19 protein-coding genes are annotated in these 19,499 nt (G+C 40.9%); 18 read left to right on the top strand and 1 reads right to left on the bottom strand.

Annotation, left to right across the window (positions count from 1 at the left end; translation table 11 throughout):
• Positions 1–444: 444 nt before the first annotated feature.
• The 10 genes from KHZ77_RS02320 (at position 445) to KHZ77_RS02275 (ending at position 9,730) form a co-directional block, all read left to right on the top strand.
• Positions 445–633 carry a hypothetical protein gene (locus KHZ77_RS02320; RefSeq protein ID WP_295195299.1) on the top strand — a complete coding sequence of 63 codons (189 nt, stop codon included), beginning with the start codon at positions 445–447 and terminating at the stop codon, positions 631–633.
• A gap of 253 nt (positions 634–886) precedes the next feature.
• The gene (locus KHZ77_RS02315; protein ID WP_295195297.1) at positions 887–1,057 is read left to right on the top strand and encodes a hypothetical protein; all 171 of its coding nucleotides are present in this window, start codon (positions 887–889) and stop codon (positions 1,055–1,057) included.
• Positions 1,058–1,196: 139 nt separating this feature from the next.
• Positions 1,197–2,252: a hypothetical protein gene (locus KHZ77_RS02310; protein ID WP_295195295.1), complete on the top strand. Its 1,056-nt coding sequence runs from the start codon at positions 1,197–1,199 to the stop codon at positions 2,250–2,252.
• A gap of 2 nt (positions 2,253–2,254) precedes the next feature.
• Positions 2,255–3,364 (top strand): hypothetical protein, encoded by a 1,110-nt coding sequence (locus tag KHZ77_RS02305; protein WP_295195293.1) that lies wholly within the window; start codon positions 2,255–2,257, stop codon positions 3,362–3,364.
• Between the two features lie 2 nt (positions 3,365–3,366).
• The gene (locus KHZ77_RS02300) at positions 3,367–4,875 is read left to right on the top strand and encodes an AAA family ATPase (protein WP_295195289.1); all 1,509 of its coding nucleotides are present in this window, start codon (positions 3,367–3,369) and stop codon (positions 4,873–4,875) included.
• Between the two features lie 2 nt (positions 4,876–4,877).
• Positions 4,878–6,407, top strand: coding sequence for a hypothetical protein (locus tag KHZ77_RS02295; protein ID WP_295195287.1), 1,530 nt, complete (start codon positions 4,878–4,880; stop codon positions 6,405–6,407).
• 59 nt (positions 6,408–6,466) lie between these two features.
• Positions 6,467–6,628, top strand: a complete 162-nt coding sequence (locus KHZ77_RS02290) for a hypothetical protein (RefSeq protein WP_295195285.1) — start codon at positions 6,467–6,469, stop codon at positions 6,626–6,628.
• Positions 6,629–6,694: 66 nt separating this feature from the next.
• Positions 6,695–7,378, top strand: coding sequence for a DUF805 domain-containing protein (locus tag KHZ77_RS02285; protein ID WP_295195282.1), 684 nt, complete (start codon positions 6,695–6,697; stop codon positions 7,376–7,378).
• A gap of 171 nt (positions 7,379–7,549) precedes the next feature.
• A complete protein-coding gene (locus KHZ77_RS02280; protein WP_295195279.1) occupies positions 7,550–8,161 on the top strand; it encodes a carbonic anhydrase in 612 nt (203 codons plus the stop codon).
• A 210-nt stretch (positions 8,162–8,371) separates the two neighbouring features.
• Entirely contained in the window at positions 8,372–9,730 is a 1,359-nt protein-coding gene (locus KHZ77_RS02275; protein ID WP_295195276.1) for an MFS transporter, read from the top strand.
• 217 nt (positions 9,731–9,947) lie between these two features.
• Here the strand turns inward: KHZ77_RS02275 and KHZ77_RS02270 are convergent, their stop codons facing one another.
• Complete coding sequence (locus KHZ77_RS02270; RefSeq protein WP_295195274.1) at positions 9,948–10,859, bottom strand: diacylglycerol kinase family protein; 912 nt, start codon at positions 10,857–10,859, stop codon at positions 9,948–9,950.
• A gap of 293 nt (positions 10,860–11,152) precedes the next feature.
• Between KHZ77_RS02270 and KHZ77_RS02265 the strand changes: the two genes are divergently transcribed.
• From KHZ77_RS02265 to KHZ77_RS02230, 8 genes are all read left to right on the top strand, one after another.
• On the top strand, positions 11,153–11,869 hold the full coding sequence (locus KHZ77_RS02265; RefSeq protein WP_295195270.1) for a GntR family transcriptional regulator: 717 nt from the start codon (positions 11,153–11,155) through the stop codon (positions 11,867–11,869).
• A gap of 647 nt (positions 11,870–12,516) precedes the next feature.
• Entirely contained in the window at positions 12,517–13,494 is a 978-nt protein-coding gene (locus tag KHZ77_RS02260) for a molybdopterin-binding protein (RefSeq protein WP_295195268.1), read from the top strand.
• Positions 13,495–13,691: 197 nt separating this feature from the next.
• On the top strand, positions 13,692–14,108 hold the full coding sequence (locus KHZ77_RS02255; RefSeq protein WP_295195266.1) for a thioesterase family protein: 417 nt from the start codon (positions 13,692–13,694) through the stop codon (positions 14,106–14,108).
• Entirely contained in the window at positions 14,105–14,941 is an 837-nt protein-coding gene (gene murI / locus KHZ77_RS02250; protein WP_295195263.1) for a glutamate racemase, read from the top strand. The genes KHZ77_RS02255 and murI overlap by 4 nt, the downstream gene beginning before the upstream one ends.
• Positions 14,942–14,958: 17 nt before the next feature.
• Positions 14,959–15,495 carry a hypothetical protein gene (locus KHZ77_RS02245; RefSeq protein ID WP_295195262.1) on the top strand — a complete coding sequence of 179 codons (537 nt, stop codon included), beginning with the start codon at positions 14,959–14,961 and terminating at the stop codon, positions 15,493–15,495.
• Between the two features lie 12 nt (positions 15,496–15,507).
• Positions 15,508–16,161: a coenzyme F420-0:L-glutamate ligase gene (locus KHZ77_RS02240; protein WP_295195258.1), complete on the top strand. Its 654-nt coding sequence runs from the start codon at positions 15,508–15,510 to the stop codon at positions 16,159–16,161.
• Between the two features lie 182 nt (positions 16,162–16,343).
• Positions 16,344–18,056: a hydantoinase/oxoprolinase family protein gene (locus KHZ77_RS02235; protein ID WP_295195256.1), complete on the top strand. Its 1,713-nt coding sequence runs from the start codon at positions 16,344–16,346 to the stop codon at positions 18,054–18,056.
• Positions 18,046–19,365, top strand: coding sequence for a histone deacetylase (locus KHZ77_RS02230; protein WP_295195254.1), 1,320 nt, complete (start codon positions 18,046–18,048; stop codon positions 19,363–19,365). Before KHZ77_RS02235 ends, KHZ77_RS02230 begins: the two co-directional genes overlap by 11 nt.
• The last annotated feature ends 134 nt before the right edge of the window (positions 19,366–19,499 follow it).

The raw sequence follows: 19,499 nt of genomic DNA, 5'->3' as shown, positions 1-19,499 counted from the left end.
AAATATGTGGGGACGAGATGATATGGGGCAGTTTACATCTATGAATATGAATTTAATGCTAAAGGCAGGACTATAATTCAACGAAAGTAGTCTATTCATGCGCATTATGAAAAGTAGCTTTATGGCATACTAAATATAAGAAAAAGATGAAGAAATCATTTCGCGGACAGACTTATGTCGTTCTCGTTTGATACAGTATTAGTGTAGAGGTGCATAGTACGTGATGGCATGGGGAAATAGTAGGTAAAATAATAAAAATACTGTTAATAAATGATTTAGGGGAAGAAAACTGTAAAGAAATTTTAATTGCGTAGTTTTGACTGTATTTTTACAATCTTGAATTTTAATATCTGAAGGAAAAATGAAATATGCTGTAGAAGTAGTATAAAATAGGCATTGCTTGATTCATGAAGATAATAATGTGTATAAGGGGGGGATTGTAGAATGATTAATTCAATAATTAGTTCTCTAATAAGAAAAGACTATAACCTTAATAATATATTTAAGCTATTTGAGATAGAATCTAGAATTAGAGAGTTAGGACGAAAAGATACTTTAAGTCTTTCAGAAAAGGATGAATTGGCTAAGCTGATTAGAGAAAGAGAAACATTGAGGATGAGACGCTGGATGTAGCCAATTATCAAGGGAAGAAAAGATTAAATATAAATTTGAGGATAGGAAGAATAAGTTAGATGAGTGGGACGTGATGGACTAGAGTATGGACTTTAAAAGGAGACTGCAGGTAGTTTATAAGTTTTGGTAGAAGTAAGGAGGAACAATAATGGGAAATGAAGTTAGATTTCCAAAGTGAGTAAACTTTGATATAAAGTCGATTAAATCGACCTCAAAAGTAGGAGCGGTTTCATCTGCTGTCGCTGGAGGTGCCATGGCAAGTAGTGTTGCTGGATCAACTGCTGGGGGAATTGGAGGAGTGTTAGGGTCTATATTTCTAGGTGTTGGTACTGCGGTTGGTTTAGTAGCAGGAGCAATGATTGGAAGTATGCTTGCAAAATCAGGTAAAACTTATAAATGCTCAAAATGTGGGACTGAATTCTAACTATAGTTATTATTAGCAGATACTGACTCGGATGGAGGTAGGGAAATAAGGTGTTTTCAATATGGATTAGATAGAGTGACTTTGTTCACGTTGTAATGTTTTGAAATTAAGTTTAGATATATATTAAAAGGGGATAAAAATGACAAAAACAATTAAATTTAACCTTAAATGTAATAATCAGCAAATCCGAACTATTGAAAATTTACAACATAACTTTGTAATAGAAGATATATTAACTTATTATGAAAAAGGAATATTAGATAGATGGTTAACTGTTCATGGCTACGAAGATGAATTGAAGTTACTTAGGAATATTAAATCGGAGGACTCAGTAGAAATTATTAGAGAATTATTAAAAATATTTAATATTGAAACTAATGATGAAGAATTTGAAAAAAGTGTTTATCTTTTAGGGTTTCAAGCCGATAAAAAGAAACAGCTATTAGAAACCGAGAAAAGAAATTATAATGTAAAACAAATTATTGAAGACTATAAAATAAATTATGAGAAGATAATTAAAGCAATAGTTGATCATCCTACGGACATGCCGTTAATTAAAACGTGCATAAATCAATTAATGAACGATTATAAATGGATCTTTGAATTAAATTACAAGGAATTATTTTGGCTATTCACGAAAAAATCTCAACATGCAATAATGGCATTACTGATGAATAGTGACTCAAGAGATTACTTTTTGCCTATAAAAGTAGGGGAAAAGCCGAACACAAAACTTGGAGCTTTATTAAATGAAAAAAAAGAAAAAGCAAGAGAATTAGGTAGAGGTATTAGCGATGATGAGGCATTTATAATTTGTCAGAGACTTAAAAGAATAAATGCAGAATTAGATCGTGGGGATGAATTTGAACCATTATTAGATATTGAAAATAACCGTGATAAAGCAGAAATGTTTTATGAAATAGAAAATATCATTAAAAGTGAGGATTTTATAACTCGACTAGGAAATGATATAAAAAGGCATGTGGGAACGACCAAGGGGCGTTGGAATAACATTGAACCGAGAAGTAGTAAATGTATGATTATCAAGCTTGAGGGAGCGGCAGATATACGTCCAAAAGATAAAGAAGATGTTATTTTATCAAATGAAGATGTAAAAAATAAATTTTTAATAATTGATGGAATTGATTATAAAAGTAAGTTAGATATAGGAAGCTTGTTATATATGGAAATTTAGATATGATTCCATGTATAACAGAAATTAGATCAGATAGCAAATTAAAGGTAGAGGATATGGTTAGGGCAATTAAATTTAATCTTAAATGTGATGATAAAGATATACGTACAATTGAAGACTTAAGAAATAACTTTGTAATAGAAGATATATTGGCTTACTATGGAAATAAAACGTTACAACGATGGCTAGAAGTTCGTGGATATTCTGATGAATTGAGTGAAGTAAATCAAATAAAATCAACAGATCCAATTGATATTATCAAAGATCTAGTTAGAATTTTTAACGTAAGCTCCGATGATGAAGAGATCGAAAAGAATATGTATGTTTTGAATTTTCAAACTGAGAAAAAGAGGAAATTAAAAGAAACTGAAAAAAGAAATTATAATGTCAAGGGTATAATAGATGATTATAAAAAGAAGTATGAGGATTTAGTTAATGGGATACTGGAGCATCCTAATGAGATGCCAATAATAAAAGCTCATATTAATGAACTGGTGACTGAGTATAAATGGATTTTAGAATTGGCTTATAAAGACTTATTTTGGCTATTTGCGAGTAAATCTATTCATTCGATAATGGCAATGTTGATGAATGAGACGTTGAGGCCTTATTTTTTGCCAGTAAAAATCGGAGAAAGAGAGAATCCGCAGTATAAAGAATGGCAGAATGCACTGTTAAAAGTGCAAGAAAATATGGAAAAGTCTCAATCAATACTAGATGTTGCTACGAATGTTCTTGGTTGGGCAGTGACTGTTGATTATGGCCTTCAAATACCAAGATATATTGTAATATGGGACATAGACAGTAACCCTGATAAAGCTGCAATGTACAAAGAAATCAAGAATATTATACATAGTGATGAATTTGAAAATAAGTTAGCTCATAATTTAAAAAAGGTTGTGGGAACAACTGAAGGTCATTGGAAAACAGTTGAACCTAAAGGGAATCAGTACATGGTAATCAGTTTAGGTGATACAGGGGTTGTTCGACCTGCTGATAATGATAATTATATTCTGAATGATTCTGATATAAAAGATCAATTCTTAATAGTAAATGGAATAGAGTTCAAAAGCGATTCACAGGATTGTAGCTTAATATATATGGAGGTATAAACATGAAGAAAAATACTATTGATATTTTACAATCTTATGTTGATACATCAAATCCAATTATTTATATTAATCATTTTGACTTTACTGTTATCGATAAAATAATACGAGACATGTCAAATGGTATTAGCTGTGTTGAGTTTAATAATGCTTTGGGAATGGTAAATTTTAAAACAAGAAGTCCTATGGTTGAGTGTGATTTAGAAAAATTTTTGGAGTTGACGCTGGATGATGGCTTTGAGAAAGAAACTTTTATTATACTTAAGGATATTCATGAGGAAATAAAAAGCCCCAAGATCATTGCATTTTTAAAACGTATTGCAGAAAACCAACTAAATCTTGATAATTATAATGCTACAATATTTATCCTTTCTGATAAAATAGTAATTCCAAAAGAATTAGAGCACTTTATAACTATTGTTGATATTCCAATACCAACGCCTTCTGAGACTTTAGAAATCATTAAGAAGTTTGTAGATGAACTGCCAATAGATGTTGAAGAAGGTGTCATTAATGATCTTGCGCTATCATTTAAAGGATTAACTGAGTTTCAAATAAATCGAATTTTAAGGTTGGCTTATAATGACGGTGGCAGTATCGATCAAGAAGACAAGGCACTAATATTAAAAGAAAAAGAGCAGTTTTTAAAAAAATCAAATATGCTTGAAATGATAAATTTTAATGAGACAGTTGATGATATTGGTGGGCTTGAAAACTTAAAAAAATGGTTGGCTAGAAAATCTAAAGTATTTAGCAATTTAGATAAAGCAATTAAGTTTGGTGTGGACATTCCCAAAGGAATTATGATTGTTGGGATGCCCGGATGTGGAAAAAGTTTAACAGCTAAGGCAACTGCAAGTTTGTTTGAAATTCCATTGGTACGATTAGATGTTGGCAGATTGCTTGGGAAATATGTTGGTGAATCAGAAGAAAATATGCGTAAAGCATTAAAGCTTGCGGAAGCAATTAGCCCTTGTGTGCTTTGGATTGATGAAATTGAAAAAGCTTTTGCTGGTGTAGGGAGTGAAAGTGGTGGCAGTGATGTTACGACACGTTTATTTGGACAATTCCTCACATGGATGCAAGAAAAAGAAAATACGGTTTTCATAATTGCTACTGCCAATGATCTTTCGAGAATGCCTCCGGAATTTTTAAGAAAAGGTAGATTTGATGAGTTATTTTTTGTTAATTTACCTAATGCAGATGAGCGAACAAAAATTCTGGAGATTCATTTGAGAAAACGCAAAAAATGGAATAAGAATATTGATACTCTACGACTTGTTAAAGAAACAAAAGGCTTTAATGGAGCTGATTTAGAAGCTGTTATTAAGGAAACGATAGAAAAAGCTTTTGTAGATGGAAAAGACTCGATAACAACAGATAATTTACTTGAAACAATACAAGAGACTAAGTCAATCACAGATACTATGAAAGATAGATTAAAAAGCATTGAAAATACAATTAAGAAAATGAATATAAAAAATGCAAGTAAAAGTGAGAGTAAAGGAGATTAATAATGAGTAAAATACTAGAGAGTCAATTATTGATAGATATGGATTTTGCTCCTATCTTACACGAAAATGAATGTTTAGCGTTAAAACCTGTTATGAAATCTTTTATTTCTGCATATGTGGCAAATAAGGATAAACCTATCCAAACATGGTTAAGTGCAGAATTGAAGAATAACTTGCCAGAGAAAAATAATGAAGAAATAAATGATATTACTAATGAAATTATTGATAGTATTGAGTTTAACACAAAATATAAACAATCATTAGATACGGCAATTGCTAGTGGGAGAAGTAAAGAGAGTTGGTTTGCTTCGGAAGTAAAGAAATCTACATCAGAAATGAGTACACAAAGGACTGTAGAGTATTTGAAAGGTGCAGAGGTAGCTATCTCTGAAGCGAATGAGTCATTATATCGAACAATTACTACTCAATCAGGTGCTATAAATCGAAATCCTAGTTTAGATGGCTTTATTGCAGAGCAGTATCATGCACAAACTTTTAATATGAATGCAAAATCGATTGGTAGTAAATATAGAGCAGAAGTGTTACAACCAAACGGAAGTGGATACACGAAAAACTCTGTAGACATAGTGATTAAAGATAGTAATGGGACAATTGTAAGCCGCTATCAATCAAAATATTGTAAAGATGCACAGGCAACTTTAGATGCTTTTGAAAAGGGAGATTATCGAGGACAGCAAAAACTAATTCCTTTGGAACAAAAGGATGGATTTTCAAAAAAATCTACTACTTACCTTGAAGCTCCTGATGGAACTAAGAGTAATCCACTAACCAAAAGAAGAGCCGAGCAAATGCGTGATGAGGCACAAAATGGGACATGGAATGAGCTGAATTGGAACGAATATAAAACAAAAGATTTAGCTATGGGGATTGGCAGAAAAGCGGCTGAAGGAGCACTCTTATCCGCTGGTATTAGTACTGGTTTTGATGTGGCTCAGAGAGTATGGAATAACATTTTGTACGATGAAGAGATAAATGGTCAAGAAATAATAGAGAATGCCCTTAATACTGGAGTGGATACGGGGATTAAAGCTGCAATGGGAGGAGCTTTAAAAGTAGGTGTAGAAAAGGGAATTATTACAGTAATACCTAAAGGAACTCCTGTAGCAACTATAGCTAATATAGCAGTTGTTGGTGTTGATGTTGCAAAACAGATGTATAAAATTGCGACAGGCAAAATTTCAGTTAAAGAAGGAATCGAGAAAATTGAAGAAACTGTTGTTACGACATCGGCCGCGTTGATTGGAATGGGGGAAGGCGCTGCGATTGGCGGTGCTTTGGGTATGGTATTGGGCCCTGTAGGTGTAGCGGTAGGTTCTTTTGTAGGCGGATCTATTGGTTATATGGCGGGGTCTAAAGTTGGACAGGCTGTGTATAAAACTGCTAAGACAATTAGAGATGTTGCAGGAAAAGTTGTTACAACGCTTGCAGAAGGAGCCAAAACTGTTGGCAAGGCACTTGTTAATACTGTTAGCGCCGGTTGTAGTAAAATTGCGAAGGCTTTTGGCTTTTAATGAAAATATTAAGGGATTTGATTGTGATCATCATATAGAGTGTATCGGGAGCAATTAAAATGGATTTTACTTTAAAAGACATAATTAAAATAATTAAATTCATTATAGAGATTATGTTAGTAAAAGGAGTTAATTTAACATCTGCTATTAGTTTGGCTTCAAAAAAATTTGATGTACCGGAAGATGTAATAAGGGAAGCTTGGGAAAAACATGGAAAATAAGTTGAGGGCTATTTATATAAGTCGCTTGTCTTGTTATATGTTTTACTTTTTATAGGGAGCTAAAGAATGGCAAACTTCTGTCCCAATTGCGGAAACAAACTAAATAAAGGAGCTAAGTTTTGCTCTGCATGTGGCAAGAGTTTAAATGAAAGCGCCGGGGAAATATTAGTCGATAATGTTGTTGAGAAGGTCAGTAAACTCAATGAAACGATTACGAATAAACTGAATGAGTCTAAAACTTTTCAGAAAGACAACCGTCTTAAAGATCAAAGTTTCTTCGATTACTTTTTTAGGAAAGATGGGCGATTAAATCGACAACCATTTAATATTCGCCTTATTGCCATATATATAAGCCGATATATCTTAGTGTCAGTGATGTGGTTAATTTTATCTGACAGTTATGGCGAATTGACTACTATGGGTTCTATTGTACTGTTTTTATTTGCCTGTGTGTTTATCTACTCCAATTACTGCATTAACATTCGGCGAGAACAAGATTTAGCGAATAAAACAGAGTCTGTAGATGGTGAAAAGAATGACAGGACGACGCTTTCAGAAATAATAGCAGTTTTTGACATAATTTTCATGGTAATGGAATTTTGGCCTGATCCACATCCTAAAGGAAAAGTCGCTTTCTTTGTGGAATATCGGCATTATATAGCGTTAGCTGTAATGATGGGGCAGGTTTATTTTATGGCTAGAAAAGGTGTGAACGGACCTAACCGATACGGCCCGGATCCGCTACAGTAATAAATAATAGTAGTAGCATCAACCGGTGTATGTACTCCCTTATCCGATATGAGATTTAATTTCTTATTAGGTAAGGGAGTTTTTATATATGTTTAAATTTTTTAATACGCACATCGAAAAAATATGATATAGTTATATTGTTAGTAGTTTTCCACAAAGGAGGTGCCTATCATGTCATTTTTAGACGACGTATTAAAGGCTAACGAGGCATATGTACAGGGGATTTTAGATGAGCACGGCGAGGATGGCTCTCATGCGGCTAAGACGCCTCAGAAGCATATTGCGATTTTAACTTGTATGGACACACGTCTTGTTGATTTATTGGAAAAAACAATGGGCGTGGATCGCGGCGATGCCAATGTTATCCGCGTAGCCGGCAACTGCATTACTGACGTATTCAGTGACGTAGTGCGCAGCTTGATTGTAAGTATTTTCGAATTGGGCGCCAAAGAAATATTCATCGTCGGTCATGAAGACTGCGGTATGGAAAAGACTTGTCCTGAAGAATTGTCGAAGCGCATGATTGATCGCGGTATTCAACCGGAAGCGATTGCCATGATTCGTTGTGAAATGGATCGTTGGGCCAATAACTTCTGCCATTCGGAACAGAATGTTATTAAGGCGGTGGCACAGCTTCGCCAGAACCCTCTTATTCCTAATGATGTAAAAATTCACGGTCTTATGTTAAATCCTTATACCAGCAAATTGACCTTGTTGGTTGACGGCAACCAGCCAAATGAAGAGTTGGATAACATGAACGTTTGCAGCTGCAGCAGTTGCTAATAACGGGCATACGTCTACAAGAAAATGTTAATAAAGCCCTACAGCGTTTTGTCTGTAGGGCTTTTTCTTTGCAATTTGATAGTATGCCTATAATGCGCTGATTCACTTTTTACGATTCCCTGACTTGCCTTATTCGTCCAATCCTGTAAAATAAAATTGGAATCAGTGCGAAATGGCATGCGTGTTGCACTGACTGAGGAGGTTGTTTTATTGACTATATCACGCGAAAATAAAATATTGGTGGCCGTCATGATCGGTTCGTTTTTGACGCCATTTACAGGTAGTTCTATCAACTTGTCGCTGCCGGACATTGGCCGGGAGTTTATGGTCGGTACGTCGGCGCTAAGCTGGATTATTGAAGCATTCTTGATGGTGTGCGCCATCTTTGTATTGCCTATGGGGCAGTTGTCGAATCGCTGGGGTAAGCGAGCTATCTATTTGCTCGGCACCGGTGGCTTTGCTATTGTGTCGTTCATGATTCATTTTACATCATCCATTGAAATGCTCATGATATTGCGCATTTTGCAGGGGATTTGTTCCGCCATGATTTTTGCTACAGGCACGGCCATTGTGGCGCAGGCGTATCCCATAGAGAAACGCGGTAAAGCCATGGGTTTGGTAGTGTCGGTTGTGTATATCGGCCTGGCCGTGGGGCCGGTTGTAGGGGGCTTTTTAAATTACAACTTCGGCTGGCGCAGTATTTTCTACTTTACAGCTACCCTCGGCACATTGGCATTCCTTATGACGCTGTTCTGGATGAAGGAAAACTGGAAAACGCCGGGGCAAGATCATCTTAATGCCATGAGTATTGTATTATATAGCACCACACTTGTGCTCATCATGTATGGCTTGTCTGAATTTGTAAATCAGCCAATCGCTAAATATCTGCTATTGGCAGGCTTGGTGTTGGCCGTTATTTATGTCATCCATGAAGCCCGTACGGAGAAACCGTTGATTCCGGTACAGATTTTTATGGAAAACAAAATGTTTGCCTTCTCCAATTTGGCAGCGATGCTGAATTACAGCGCCACCTTCGCTATCGGCTTTCTATTATCGCTTTATTTACAGATGATTATGGGATTTAACTCTGCTACAGCAGGATTAATTCTTCTAGTACAATCTATCATCATGTCTGTGTTATCGCCGGTGACGGGAGCCATGTCGGATCGTTACGGCTCCGCCGTGATGGCTTCGTCGGGCATGGGGATTATTGCGTGCGGCCTCGTGGTAATTCTGTACGCAATTCACATCTCCGCGTTAACCATCATTATCGCAGGGCTTGTGGTAGTTGGCTTCGGCTTTGCCATGTTCTCCGCACCGAATAATAACGCCATCATGAGTTCCGTGCCGCCTAAATATTTCAGCTTTGCCAGCTCCGTCATCGGCACAGTTCGTTTGTTAGGGCAAGTTCTTAGTATGGCCATCGTAGCGTCTATTTTGTCGCGTACCAGCAGTGCCGGTGAAGTAGGCAGCTCGGCCGCCTTATTGGAAAATATTCAAATCGCTTTCGTAGTTTTTGCCGTATTCTGTGCAATCGGTATTGTACCGTCCATGATTCGTAATCGCTAATTTGTTAATAGACGTATCATAGGCGCCGCAAAGCGGGGGCGCGTAATTAAAAATTTATAGACAGTAAAAAAGAGACTGTAACTAATGCATTGTTTGCAATAGTTCAGTCTCTTTGTTTTTTCGTATATAGTTACGTATATGTTTTTGCATATAGTTTCATATATAGCTTTGTATTAAATTATTGTATTTAATTTTTGTATTTAGTTTCGTCTTCCGATTAAATGTATCGATGGTGGCCCCGATTCGGTACATAGACTTGCAGGAATCCCGGCAATACTTCAAGGTCGACCGGCATGAGAGGGCCTTTGTTGCCGTCCATGTTGGTTGGCAGCTCAATGTCCTCCAGCAAGGTGATTTTCGCTTTGCGCACTTTTAAAATGGTTACATATTTGGAGTTGTAAATGGATCCGCGTAAGATTAACGGTACGATGCGGAGGATGTCCATAAGGAAATACTCTTTAAATATAATGATGCGCATGTAGCCGTCATCCACCTCGGCCGGAGGCATGAATTTTTCAAAGCTGGACACCACATTGGTAAGTAGGGCCAAAACGAGTGGGGACGTGACGGTGAAGTCGTGTCCTTCCGCCTGGATGTGGAAGGTATAGTCCCGGGAGTTGAAAAGGGCCTGACCGCCCTTCACGAAGTAGGCCAGAGGGCCGAGAAGCTGTTTTTCCTTCGGAGTTACTTCTTCCACTACCTTCGGAATAACGCCGGCCGCAATATTATTACAGAAGTATTGATCGTTGCAGCGACCAATATCGACGCGTTTTATTTTACTGTGTTTTAAAGCGCGGATAGCCGCCAGTGGTTCCAGCGGAATACCAAGTGCACGGGACATATCGTTAACGGTGCCAACCGGAATGAATCCGAATTTGGATGTACCGCCTCCCTGGGCGATACCGTTTACTGTCTCGTTAATCGTACCGTCACCACCCATACAGAAGACCGCATCATAGCCATTTTCAGTGGCTTCGCGGGCAAAATGGGTAGCATCGCCGGCTTTGGTGGTGAACTTAACTTCCATGTGGTCGAAAAGTGTACTGAGCTGCCATTCAAGTTCCATGGCATACTGACAGGCCCGTCCCCCACCGGAAACGGGATTTATAATAATTAAACAACGACTCATATATACTCTCCTACATCATATCAGTTGACGTGCCCCTAATCTTGTAGATATAATGGTACATAATACTATTGATACTATAAAATATAGACTGTAGAATAGTGGCGAGCACGTCGAATACTTTTTGATGGTTATTTTTTAACATTATCTATAATTATATTATAAGATAAAATTGCTGTCATTTAAAAGAAGTAAGTTTTATTCTTTTAGGTGCCAATCAGATAGTACGAGAGGACCAATCCGCATTGGAGGGGAACCGGGTATTTAGCAAGTGCAGGCTGCAACATGCATGAAGGATGGGGAACCAAATGGGTAAACACGAAGAATATCATTTGAATACAATCGATTCCATAGGACGCTTGCCGTTAAGTGAGCAGGTATATGTTACTTTGAAGCAGGCTATCTTAACCGGTGCTTTGAAGCCGCAGGTCAAGCTGAATGAAGTAAAGATTGCGGAGCAGTTGAATGTAAGTGCTACACCGGTTCGCGAAGCGTTCCGCAAGTTGGCAAAAGACAACTTGGTAGTGATTAAGCCTTGGAAAGGTGTTACTGTAAAAGGATATACACCGGAAGAGATTATTTCCATGTACCAGTGCCGTGAAGTGATGGAAGGCTTGGGCGCACGTTTATGTGCAGAAGTTTGTACAGATGAGCAGATTGAAGAATTGCAGGCCGTTTGCGACGCTTGCCTGGCTGCTACTGATGCGGAAGAACGCGTGCAGATTAACAGTCGTTTCCACACGTTGATTTCTTTCTTCTCCGGTAACGACCGCGTAATGGATTATTTAGGCGAGTTCCGTGAAATGGTAAATCGCGATATGTACATCAGCACCATGGATCAGGATCGTACTGATTTATGTAATCATGAGCATGAAAATATTATGCGCGCCATTCGTGAACGTCGTCCGGAAGAAGCGGAACATGCTATGCGCGAACACATTCGCAACGCCTTTGTATTTAAAAAGGCTCATGCGGACTTGCGTGCTAAAAAATTCGGACAGGCGAACGTATAAGCTAATTTGACAGTATAAAACGTTTTCAAATAGACTTTACAGCTCACAGGTTGTAAAGTCTATTTATAATTTACAAAGGTTCATTTATAATCTACACTTAGAAAAAAATAGTTTTTTGGAATGCTGTTAGACAAGTCATTATGCATAACTGTTTTTAGATGCATCTCATTCAAAAAGACAGATTGCTAACAATTGTGTCTGCATTGGAAACTTTTGTACATTCTAAAAGAAATAGTTTGTGAGTGAAAGACAAATTTTGAAAAAATAGAATAAAAAAATGCAAAAAATGCATAAATGCTGTTTACATTTTGTAACTAGTTTGTTATAATGACTTCAAGATGTGATGAACATTACATCTTGGGGCAACCCCCAAAGCCCCTTAACATTTGAATGTGATTCAAATGTTCTCTCTCTCTTTTTTCTCAAGCACAAAAGCCTCGGTTAACGCCGAGGCTTTTGTGCGTTTAAAAACAAATACAAATCAGTAGGCTAAGTACAACGGAATGTCATATAATAAAGTTGTATGAAAGCCCATAGGTTTATATAGAAATATAAAACAAAGATGTAAAACAAAGATATAAGACAAAGATTCAAGATAAACATATTAATATCTGTTTTTAAGGCAGCTGTAATAGAAAGGACGCACTGTGAAGAAGATTCATGTAACTGAGGCCGTAGGCCGTGTATTATGTCATGATATTGCCCGCATTGTAATCGGGAAGGTAAAGGATACACCATTTCGACGAGGGCATCGCATTGAGGCGGAGGATATCCCTTTATTGCTCGACTTAGGTAAGGAACATATTTACGTTATGGAAGCGGCTGATGAAGATAAAATCCACGAGGAAGATGTAGCCGCTCATTTATATTCTCTCTGTAAAAATGACAGTTTGCGCCCTACACCGGTTCGTGAAGGGAAAATCGAAGCCATTGCTCAATGGGACGGCATGCTGGTTATCGATGTGCCGGAGCTTCGCCGCATTAACAGCATTGGTGAACTTACTATTGTTACGAAGTGGCATGGGCAGGCTGTGAAGGCCGGGGATAAAGTGGCCGGTATGCGCTGCATTCCGCTGCTTTTGGAACGGGCTCAATGGGACGAAGCAAAAGCAGGCTGGTCCGGTGAACCGATTGTAAAGGTGCTGCCGTATAAGCGCTCTCGTGTAGGCGTGGTTACGACCGGTGCCGAAGTGGCGTCCGGCCGTATTGCCGATGCATTTACACCGATTATTAAAGAGCGAATCGCCGAGTATGGCATGTCGGTGGTAGCTCATAAAATCGTGACAGATGACAAGGCGGCCATTGAAGCTGATATCGATGCGGTTAAAGCGGAAGGTGCCGATATCATTTTCTGTACCGGCGGCATGAGTGTAGATCCGGATGATTTAACGCCGGGTGCTATTTACGAGAAAGCGAAAGAAGTTGTCACCTATGGACTACCGGTATTACCGGGTTCCATGGTGTGCATTGCGTACATGGCGGACGGCACGCCGCTGGTGGGCCTGCCGGGCGGTGTTTTGTTCAGCAAACCGACCGCCTTTGATGTGATTCTTCCACGTTTGGCTTCGGATTATAAGATTACTAAAGAACAGTGCATTGAGCTGGGCCACGGCGGATTGCAGTAAGGTGTAATTGATCATGACGAACTGCCGTGAAGCGTAATCGGCCATATGGGGCTGCCATAGAGTGTCATTGGTCATGACGGGCTGCAGCAATACATGGCCGGTAATAGCAAATAGACTATAGTAAATAATTGACACTGCACACTGTGTGGTTTACAATAAAATTTAGATTATTTGTAATAAGAGAGGTGAAATCAACTATGTTTGCCACATCATTACGGGTGCGTTTTTACGAGACGGATATGATGGAAGTAGCGCATCACACCAATCATTTGCGTTGGTTTGAGATGGGCCGTGTGGAATTTTTCCGTGCTTGTGGTATTACCTTATGGGACATGATGAATGAAGGTATTGTGTTTCCGATTACGAAGGTAAGTTGTGAGTATAAAGAGCCGGCCCGCTTTGATGATGTCTTAGAAGTACAGGTTACTGTTACTAAGATTACGCGAGCACAATGTGCCTTTTCCTATCGCATTATACGCGAATCGGACGGCGCACTGATTGCTACGGGGGAAACACAAAATGTATTCACTCAAAAAGATACGGGGAAAATTATTCGTTTACCTGATGCCTTCTACTTACCAATGGTAGCGAAAGCAAAGGAGGATCAGCCATGATGACAGAGAGAGCGACACAGTCCGCAGAGCGTGCGAATCACAATCAACTGCCTATCGGGGTATTTGATTCCGGTATTGGCGGCCTTACGGTGCTGTCCGTACTGCGTCAGATGTTTCCTCATGAAGACTTTGTGTATGTAGGGGACAATGCGAACAATCCGGTCGGCAATCGTCCGCCTGAAGAAATCAGCGAGATTGCCCTTAATATTGGGCACTTTTTAGATAGAGTGCCTGTAAAAATGGCTGTTGTAGCATGCAACACGTTTTCGGTAGTATCGTTGGATGCGTTGCAAAAGACCTTTGATTTTCCGGTGGTAGGTGTGTGCAAAGGCGTACATACTGCTATTGATATCAGTCCGCAGAAGTCCATTGCCGTTATGGCAACCGCAGCGACCATTCACAGCCATAAGCATAAGGAAGAAGCCCTTCGCTACAATGAAAACGTGAAGGTCTTTGAACAGGCTTGTCCGGAGCTGGCGCATCTTATCGAAGAAGGCCATCTGAGCGATGAGCTGATTACAGGGCTGTTGCGCGATTATTTGGCACAGAGTACCTCTGCAGGTTCCGATACAATCATATTGGGCTGCACGCATTTTCCATTTTTAAAATCAGTAATGGAGCAGATTACAGGGCCTGAAGTTGTTTATGTAGACCCTTCATATGAAACGGCGAATGAAGTAAAACGCATTTTAGAGGCGAAGGACTTGGTAAACCCTAAGCGCACTGCCGGTACATTAGATATTTGTTTTACCAAGAATATAGCACTGGCTAAGCGAATGACTGAACGACTGATTCCGGCCGATGCATTTACAATCCGAGAAATTACGCTGTAAGGGAGTGGCACCAGAACATGTACATTTACACCCTATTCAATGTAATAGTCGCCATTTTGGTAATTATTGCAGTTTTCTATTTAGCATTCCGAATCTACGCATGGCGTCAGGGCGACGAAGCTATTACGATGCTCACCAAACGACGCACACCATTTGTTTTGGAAGATGAAAATTTCCATCAGGTTGTGCTTGTATCAGATATTCCGTTCGTAAATAAAGGCCGTCAGAACGGCACGATTATGGACTTGTATCCACGTCATTTGATGCCGCAGGAACAGTTTGACAATGTGCTGATTCAGTCCTGGACGACCGATGCGAATGCAGAACGTCATGACGGATACTGGAAAGCGCAGATTATTGAAACCCGTAAGGGCGGCACTGTGCGTTTACGCTTGATTTTCACTGCGAAAAACGGCAATATTCACAAAGACTTAAATGGTTTCCCTGATATGAATATCGACATTGTGTACCAGGTAGTGGGCCGTTCCGATTGGCACATTTCCAAGAACCGTATTACATTAACTGCTGAAGAATTACAGCAGGCGTTGCGATAGGAGGCGAGACATATGGCAGAATTAGAATTAATCCCCGTTCGCACTCGCATTCTTACGGAGCGCGATGATATTGCGGATGCGATTTCCGAATATGCAGGTCATGTTATCGGACCTGAAGATATTGTGTGCGTGGCCGAATCTGTTGTTGCGATTACGCAGGGCATGATCACACGTCCGGAAGAATTGAAACCTACATGGCAGGCTCGTCTGATTAACCGCTTCGTGCCGGCTGAAGGTTCTATGGCGTCGATTTATGGTGTACAGGCTGCCATGGAATTGGATGGCAAATGGAAAGTGTTCGGCGCATTTATTCTTGGCGCTATTGCGAAAGTATTCGGCAAAGCCGGTGTATTTTACCAAATCGCCCGCCAAGCGTCGTTAACCGACGATGTAACAGGTACAATGCCGCCATTTGACAAGCATATTGTATATGGTCCGAAGGATCCTGATAAGGTAGCGGAACATATTGTACAGCGCACCGGCAGTTATGGTGCTGTTGTGGCGGACGTTAATGACTTAAAACGCGCTGCCGTTCTGGGCAAAAGCCGCGGCATGGATCCTAAGCGCATTGCGCGCATTTTGATTGACAATCCGTTCGGTAACGACGACCAGATGACACCGATTGTAATTATTAAGAACTTTGCGTCTGTATCAAGACAATCATAATAAAAGAGGCCTAGGGCCTCTTTTTGTTTTTGCAGGGGTGCAGCGGTATGAGTAAGCGTATGCATATATCGTTAAGTAAGAATGTGCGTATATCGTTAGGCAAGAATATACATATATTGACAGGTAAGAATATGCATCGCTAGCTAAGAATTTGCATATAGCGTTAGGTAAAGGAGGTACGTATGTTAATCGGTTTGGATGTGGGCGGTACATTTACTGATGCGGTAGTCCTTGAAAAAGGGCGGCTGCTGGGCAGTCATAAATGTAGAACCACCTATGATAATTTATTAAACGGGATTACAGAAGCGTTGGCAGGTATTAAAGAATTCGTTGTGCCGGAAGAGGTGGAACGAATTACCTTGTCTACTACGATTATTACGAATACATTAATTAATCATAAGGAAGAACCGGTGGATTTGTTCATCATTCCCGGACCGGGGATGGATGTGCGGCCCATGTTACCGGCAAAGCCGATTATCCTGGCCGGTTACACCGACCATCGTGGTGCTTTGGTGCGTACTATCAGTGAACGGGCTGTACAGCAGGCTATGGAAGAGGCTTTAAAAAAGGACGACAATCAAGCTGATGCGACAGGGGCGAATCACAATGTTTCTGCGCAGCCCGGCAACCGCAAAGCGGCTGTATCCGGCAAGTTCAGCGTGCGCAATCCGGACCTGGAACAGTTTGTAGGGCGTTCGCTTCGTGATGCCGGTTATGAAGTGGTGTCGGAAGGGGCGCGCCTTAGCGGTACATTAAATTTCCCACGCCGCACCGTGAGTGCCTATTTCAACAGTGCTGTAAGCTCCGTATTTAAAGAGTTTGCCAAGGCTGTGTCAGACGCGGTAGCCGGGTATCACCGTGGCGCTCCTATTTATATTTTGAAGGCTGATGGCGGCGCTTTACCGTTGGAAGCTATGATTCATCGGCCGGTAGAAACGGTCTTTACCGGGCCGGCTGCCAGTGTGCTTGGCATTGCAGCGCTTCACGATATGCCGGAGGAAATGACCGTAGCCCTTGATATGGGCGGTACAACGACAGATATTTCTCTGTGGCGTGGTAAGGAACCGCTCATGGCGCGCGGGGGTGCCACCATTCGCGAATATCCGAGTGCGGTGCGTTCCTTTGCCGTGAAGTCTGTAGGCGTAGGCGGTGAAACCCGCGTATATATTGAAAACGGTTCGTTACATGTAGGTCCTATGCGCATTGGTCCGTCCTTAGCATTGGGCGGAGCGAAACCGACGTTAGGCGATGCGTTAATTGTGCTTGGCAAGGCATCCTATGGGGATACGGCGAAATCGCTGGCCGGCTTTGAACAGTTGGGTCATGAGCTTGGTCTGACCGCGGAAGCGGTGGCTAAGTCTGCGGTGGCATTGGCCGTTAAGGCTGTTGAAGCGGGCATTGAAAAGGCCATAGAAGAGGAAAATCGATTGCCGATTTATGTGGTGGCGGACATTGTAAATCCTCATAAGTTTACGGTACAACACATTGTGGGCGTAGGCGGTACGGCCGGTGCATTGACGCCATTCGTAGCTGACGCAATGGGCTTGCCGTATACAATTCCGGAAGATGGTGCTGTGGCCAATGCGATTGGTGCAGCGGTGGCTAAAGAAACATTGGAAATTACGGTTCATGTGGATACGGCTAAAAACACATTAGTTGTACCGGAACTGGGCATTCACGATAAAGCAAAAGGGCTCCACAGCTTGGCACAGGCGGAAGCATTTGCGAAGGCGTGCATAAAAAAAGCAGCAACAGATCTTAAGCTGGATGAACCGGAACGGTGTGAAATCATTCAAAGTGAAGACGTGCCGATTATTGAAGGCTGGCAGTCCATGCATCATTTAATTACAGTAAGAGCACAGCGTCCGGCGGGGGTGAAATGGTATGTTAAATAAATTAGGACTCGTATTTTTTCCCGCATTTGACTGGAAAATCTCCAGTACACATCCGGAACGTCAGGAACGTTTGTTATATACGCGGGATCAATTATTAGAAGAAGGCTTGCTGGAACATCCGGCCATTCGTGAATACAATCCGCGGTTAGCTTCGTGGACAGATATTGAACGCGTCCATGTAGGGGCGCCATCATTGGAAGCGTGGGTTACAGAAGCCCATCGCGTGTCTGTAGGCGGTGCGCTCGTAGCGGCCGATGCGGTTATGAAAGGTGAGGTAAATCGCGCCTTTTCCTTGGTGCGCCCACCGGGACATCACGCCATGACCATGGTTCACGGCATTCGCGGCTTCTGTACAGTAAACGTGGAAGCCATCATGATTGCCTATTTGCGTCGCCACTACGGCTTGAAAAAGATTGCCGTTGTAGATACGGACGTGCATCACGGCGACGGTTCGCAAGATATTTTCTATCACGATCCGGACACACTCTACATTTCCTTCCATCAAGATGGACGCACTTTATATCCGGGCACCGGCTTTATGTATGAGTTCGGCGGCCCTCAAGCGGTGGGCAGTACGGTAAACATTCCATTGCCTCCGGGGACCGGTGATGCGGGCATTCAAAAGGTGCTGGATGAAGTAGTATTGCCTATGTTGGCCGATTTTGAACCGGAAATTATTATAAATTCCGCCGGCCAGGATAATCATTTTACTGATCCGCTGGCCAATATGGAAGTGACGGCCAAAGGGTATGCGAAAATTACCGACATGTTGCAGTCGAAGATTGCCGTGTTGGAAGGGGGCTACTCCGTTCAAGATGCGCTTCCTTATGTAAATACGGCTATTGTATTGGCCATGGCGGGTCTTGATTACAGCCAGGTGATTGAACCTGCGTTTGATGAAGCAAGATATCGTCAAAGTGACAAGGTAACCCGTGAAATCGACGAGATAATTAAGCGTTGGCACACCCAGTGGCGCCGCCGCAATGAAATAAAGGCTGAGGCTCTATTAGGTCTTGGTGATTATTGGACTGACCGCCATCAGATTTACTATGATGAAACGGGTATTTCCGAACAACGCAGCGAACGCATCAGATTGTATGCGGATAAAGTGGGCTGGCACAGCATTGACTCGTCCAGCTATCACGGCCCTTACGGTGCGCAACATGTGTTTGCCATGTTTATTCCTTGGCAGGCCGATGAAGAATGTCGCCGCGACGCGTATGATGAAGCATGGCGCGCCAAGAAAATCGGCGGGGCGGACCGCTACGTCGTTGTAGATCCTATGAAGGACGTGCAAGAGGAACTGTAAAAGCGCCGTGAGTTATGATTTGCTACGAAGATGTGCAGTAAGGACTGTAAAAAGTGCCGGAAGTTATGATTCGCTACAAAGATGTGCAGTAAAAACTGTAAAAAGCATCGCAAGTTATAATCCCCTACAAAGGT

The sequence above is a fragment of the Veillonella sp. genome, assembly GCF_018364065.1.
In the GTDB taxonomy this organism is placed as follows: domain Bacteria; phylum Bacillota; class Negativicutes; order Veillonellales; family Veillonellaceae; genus Veillonella_A.
Note: the sequence above shows the minus strand (reverse complement) of the source record. Positions and strands in the feature narration are given on the sequence as shown.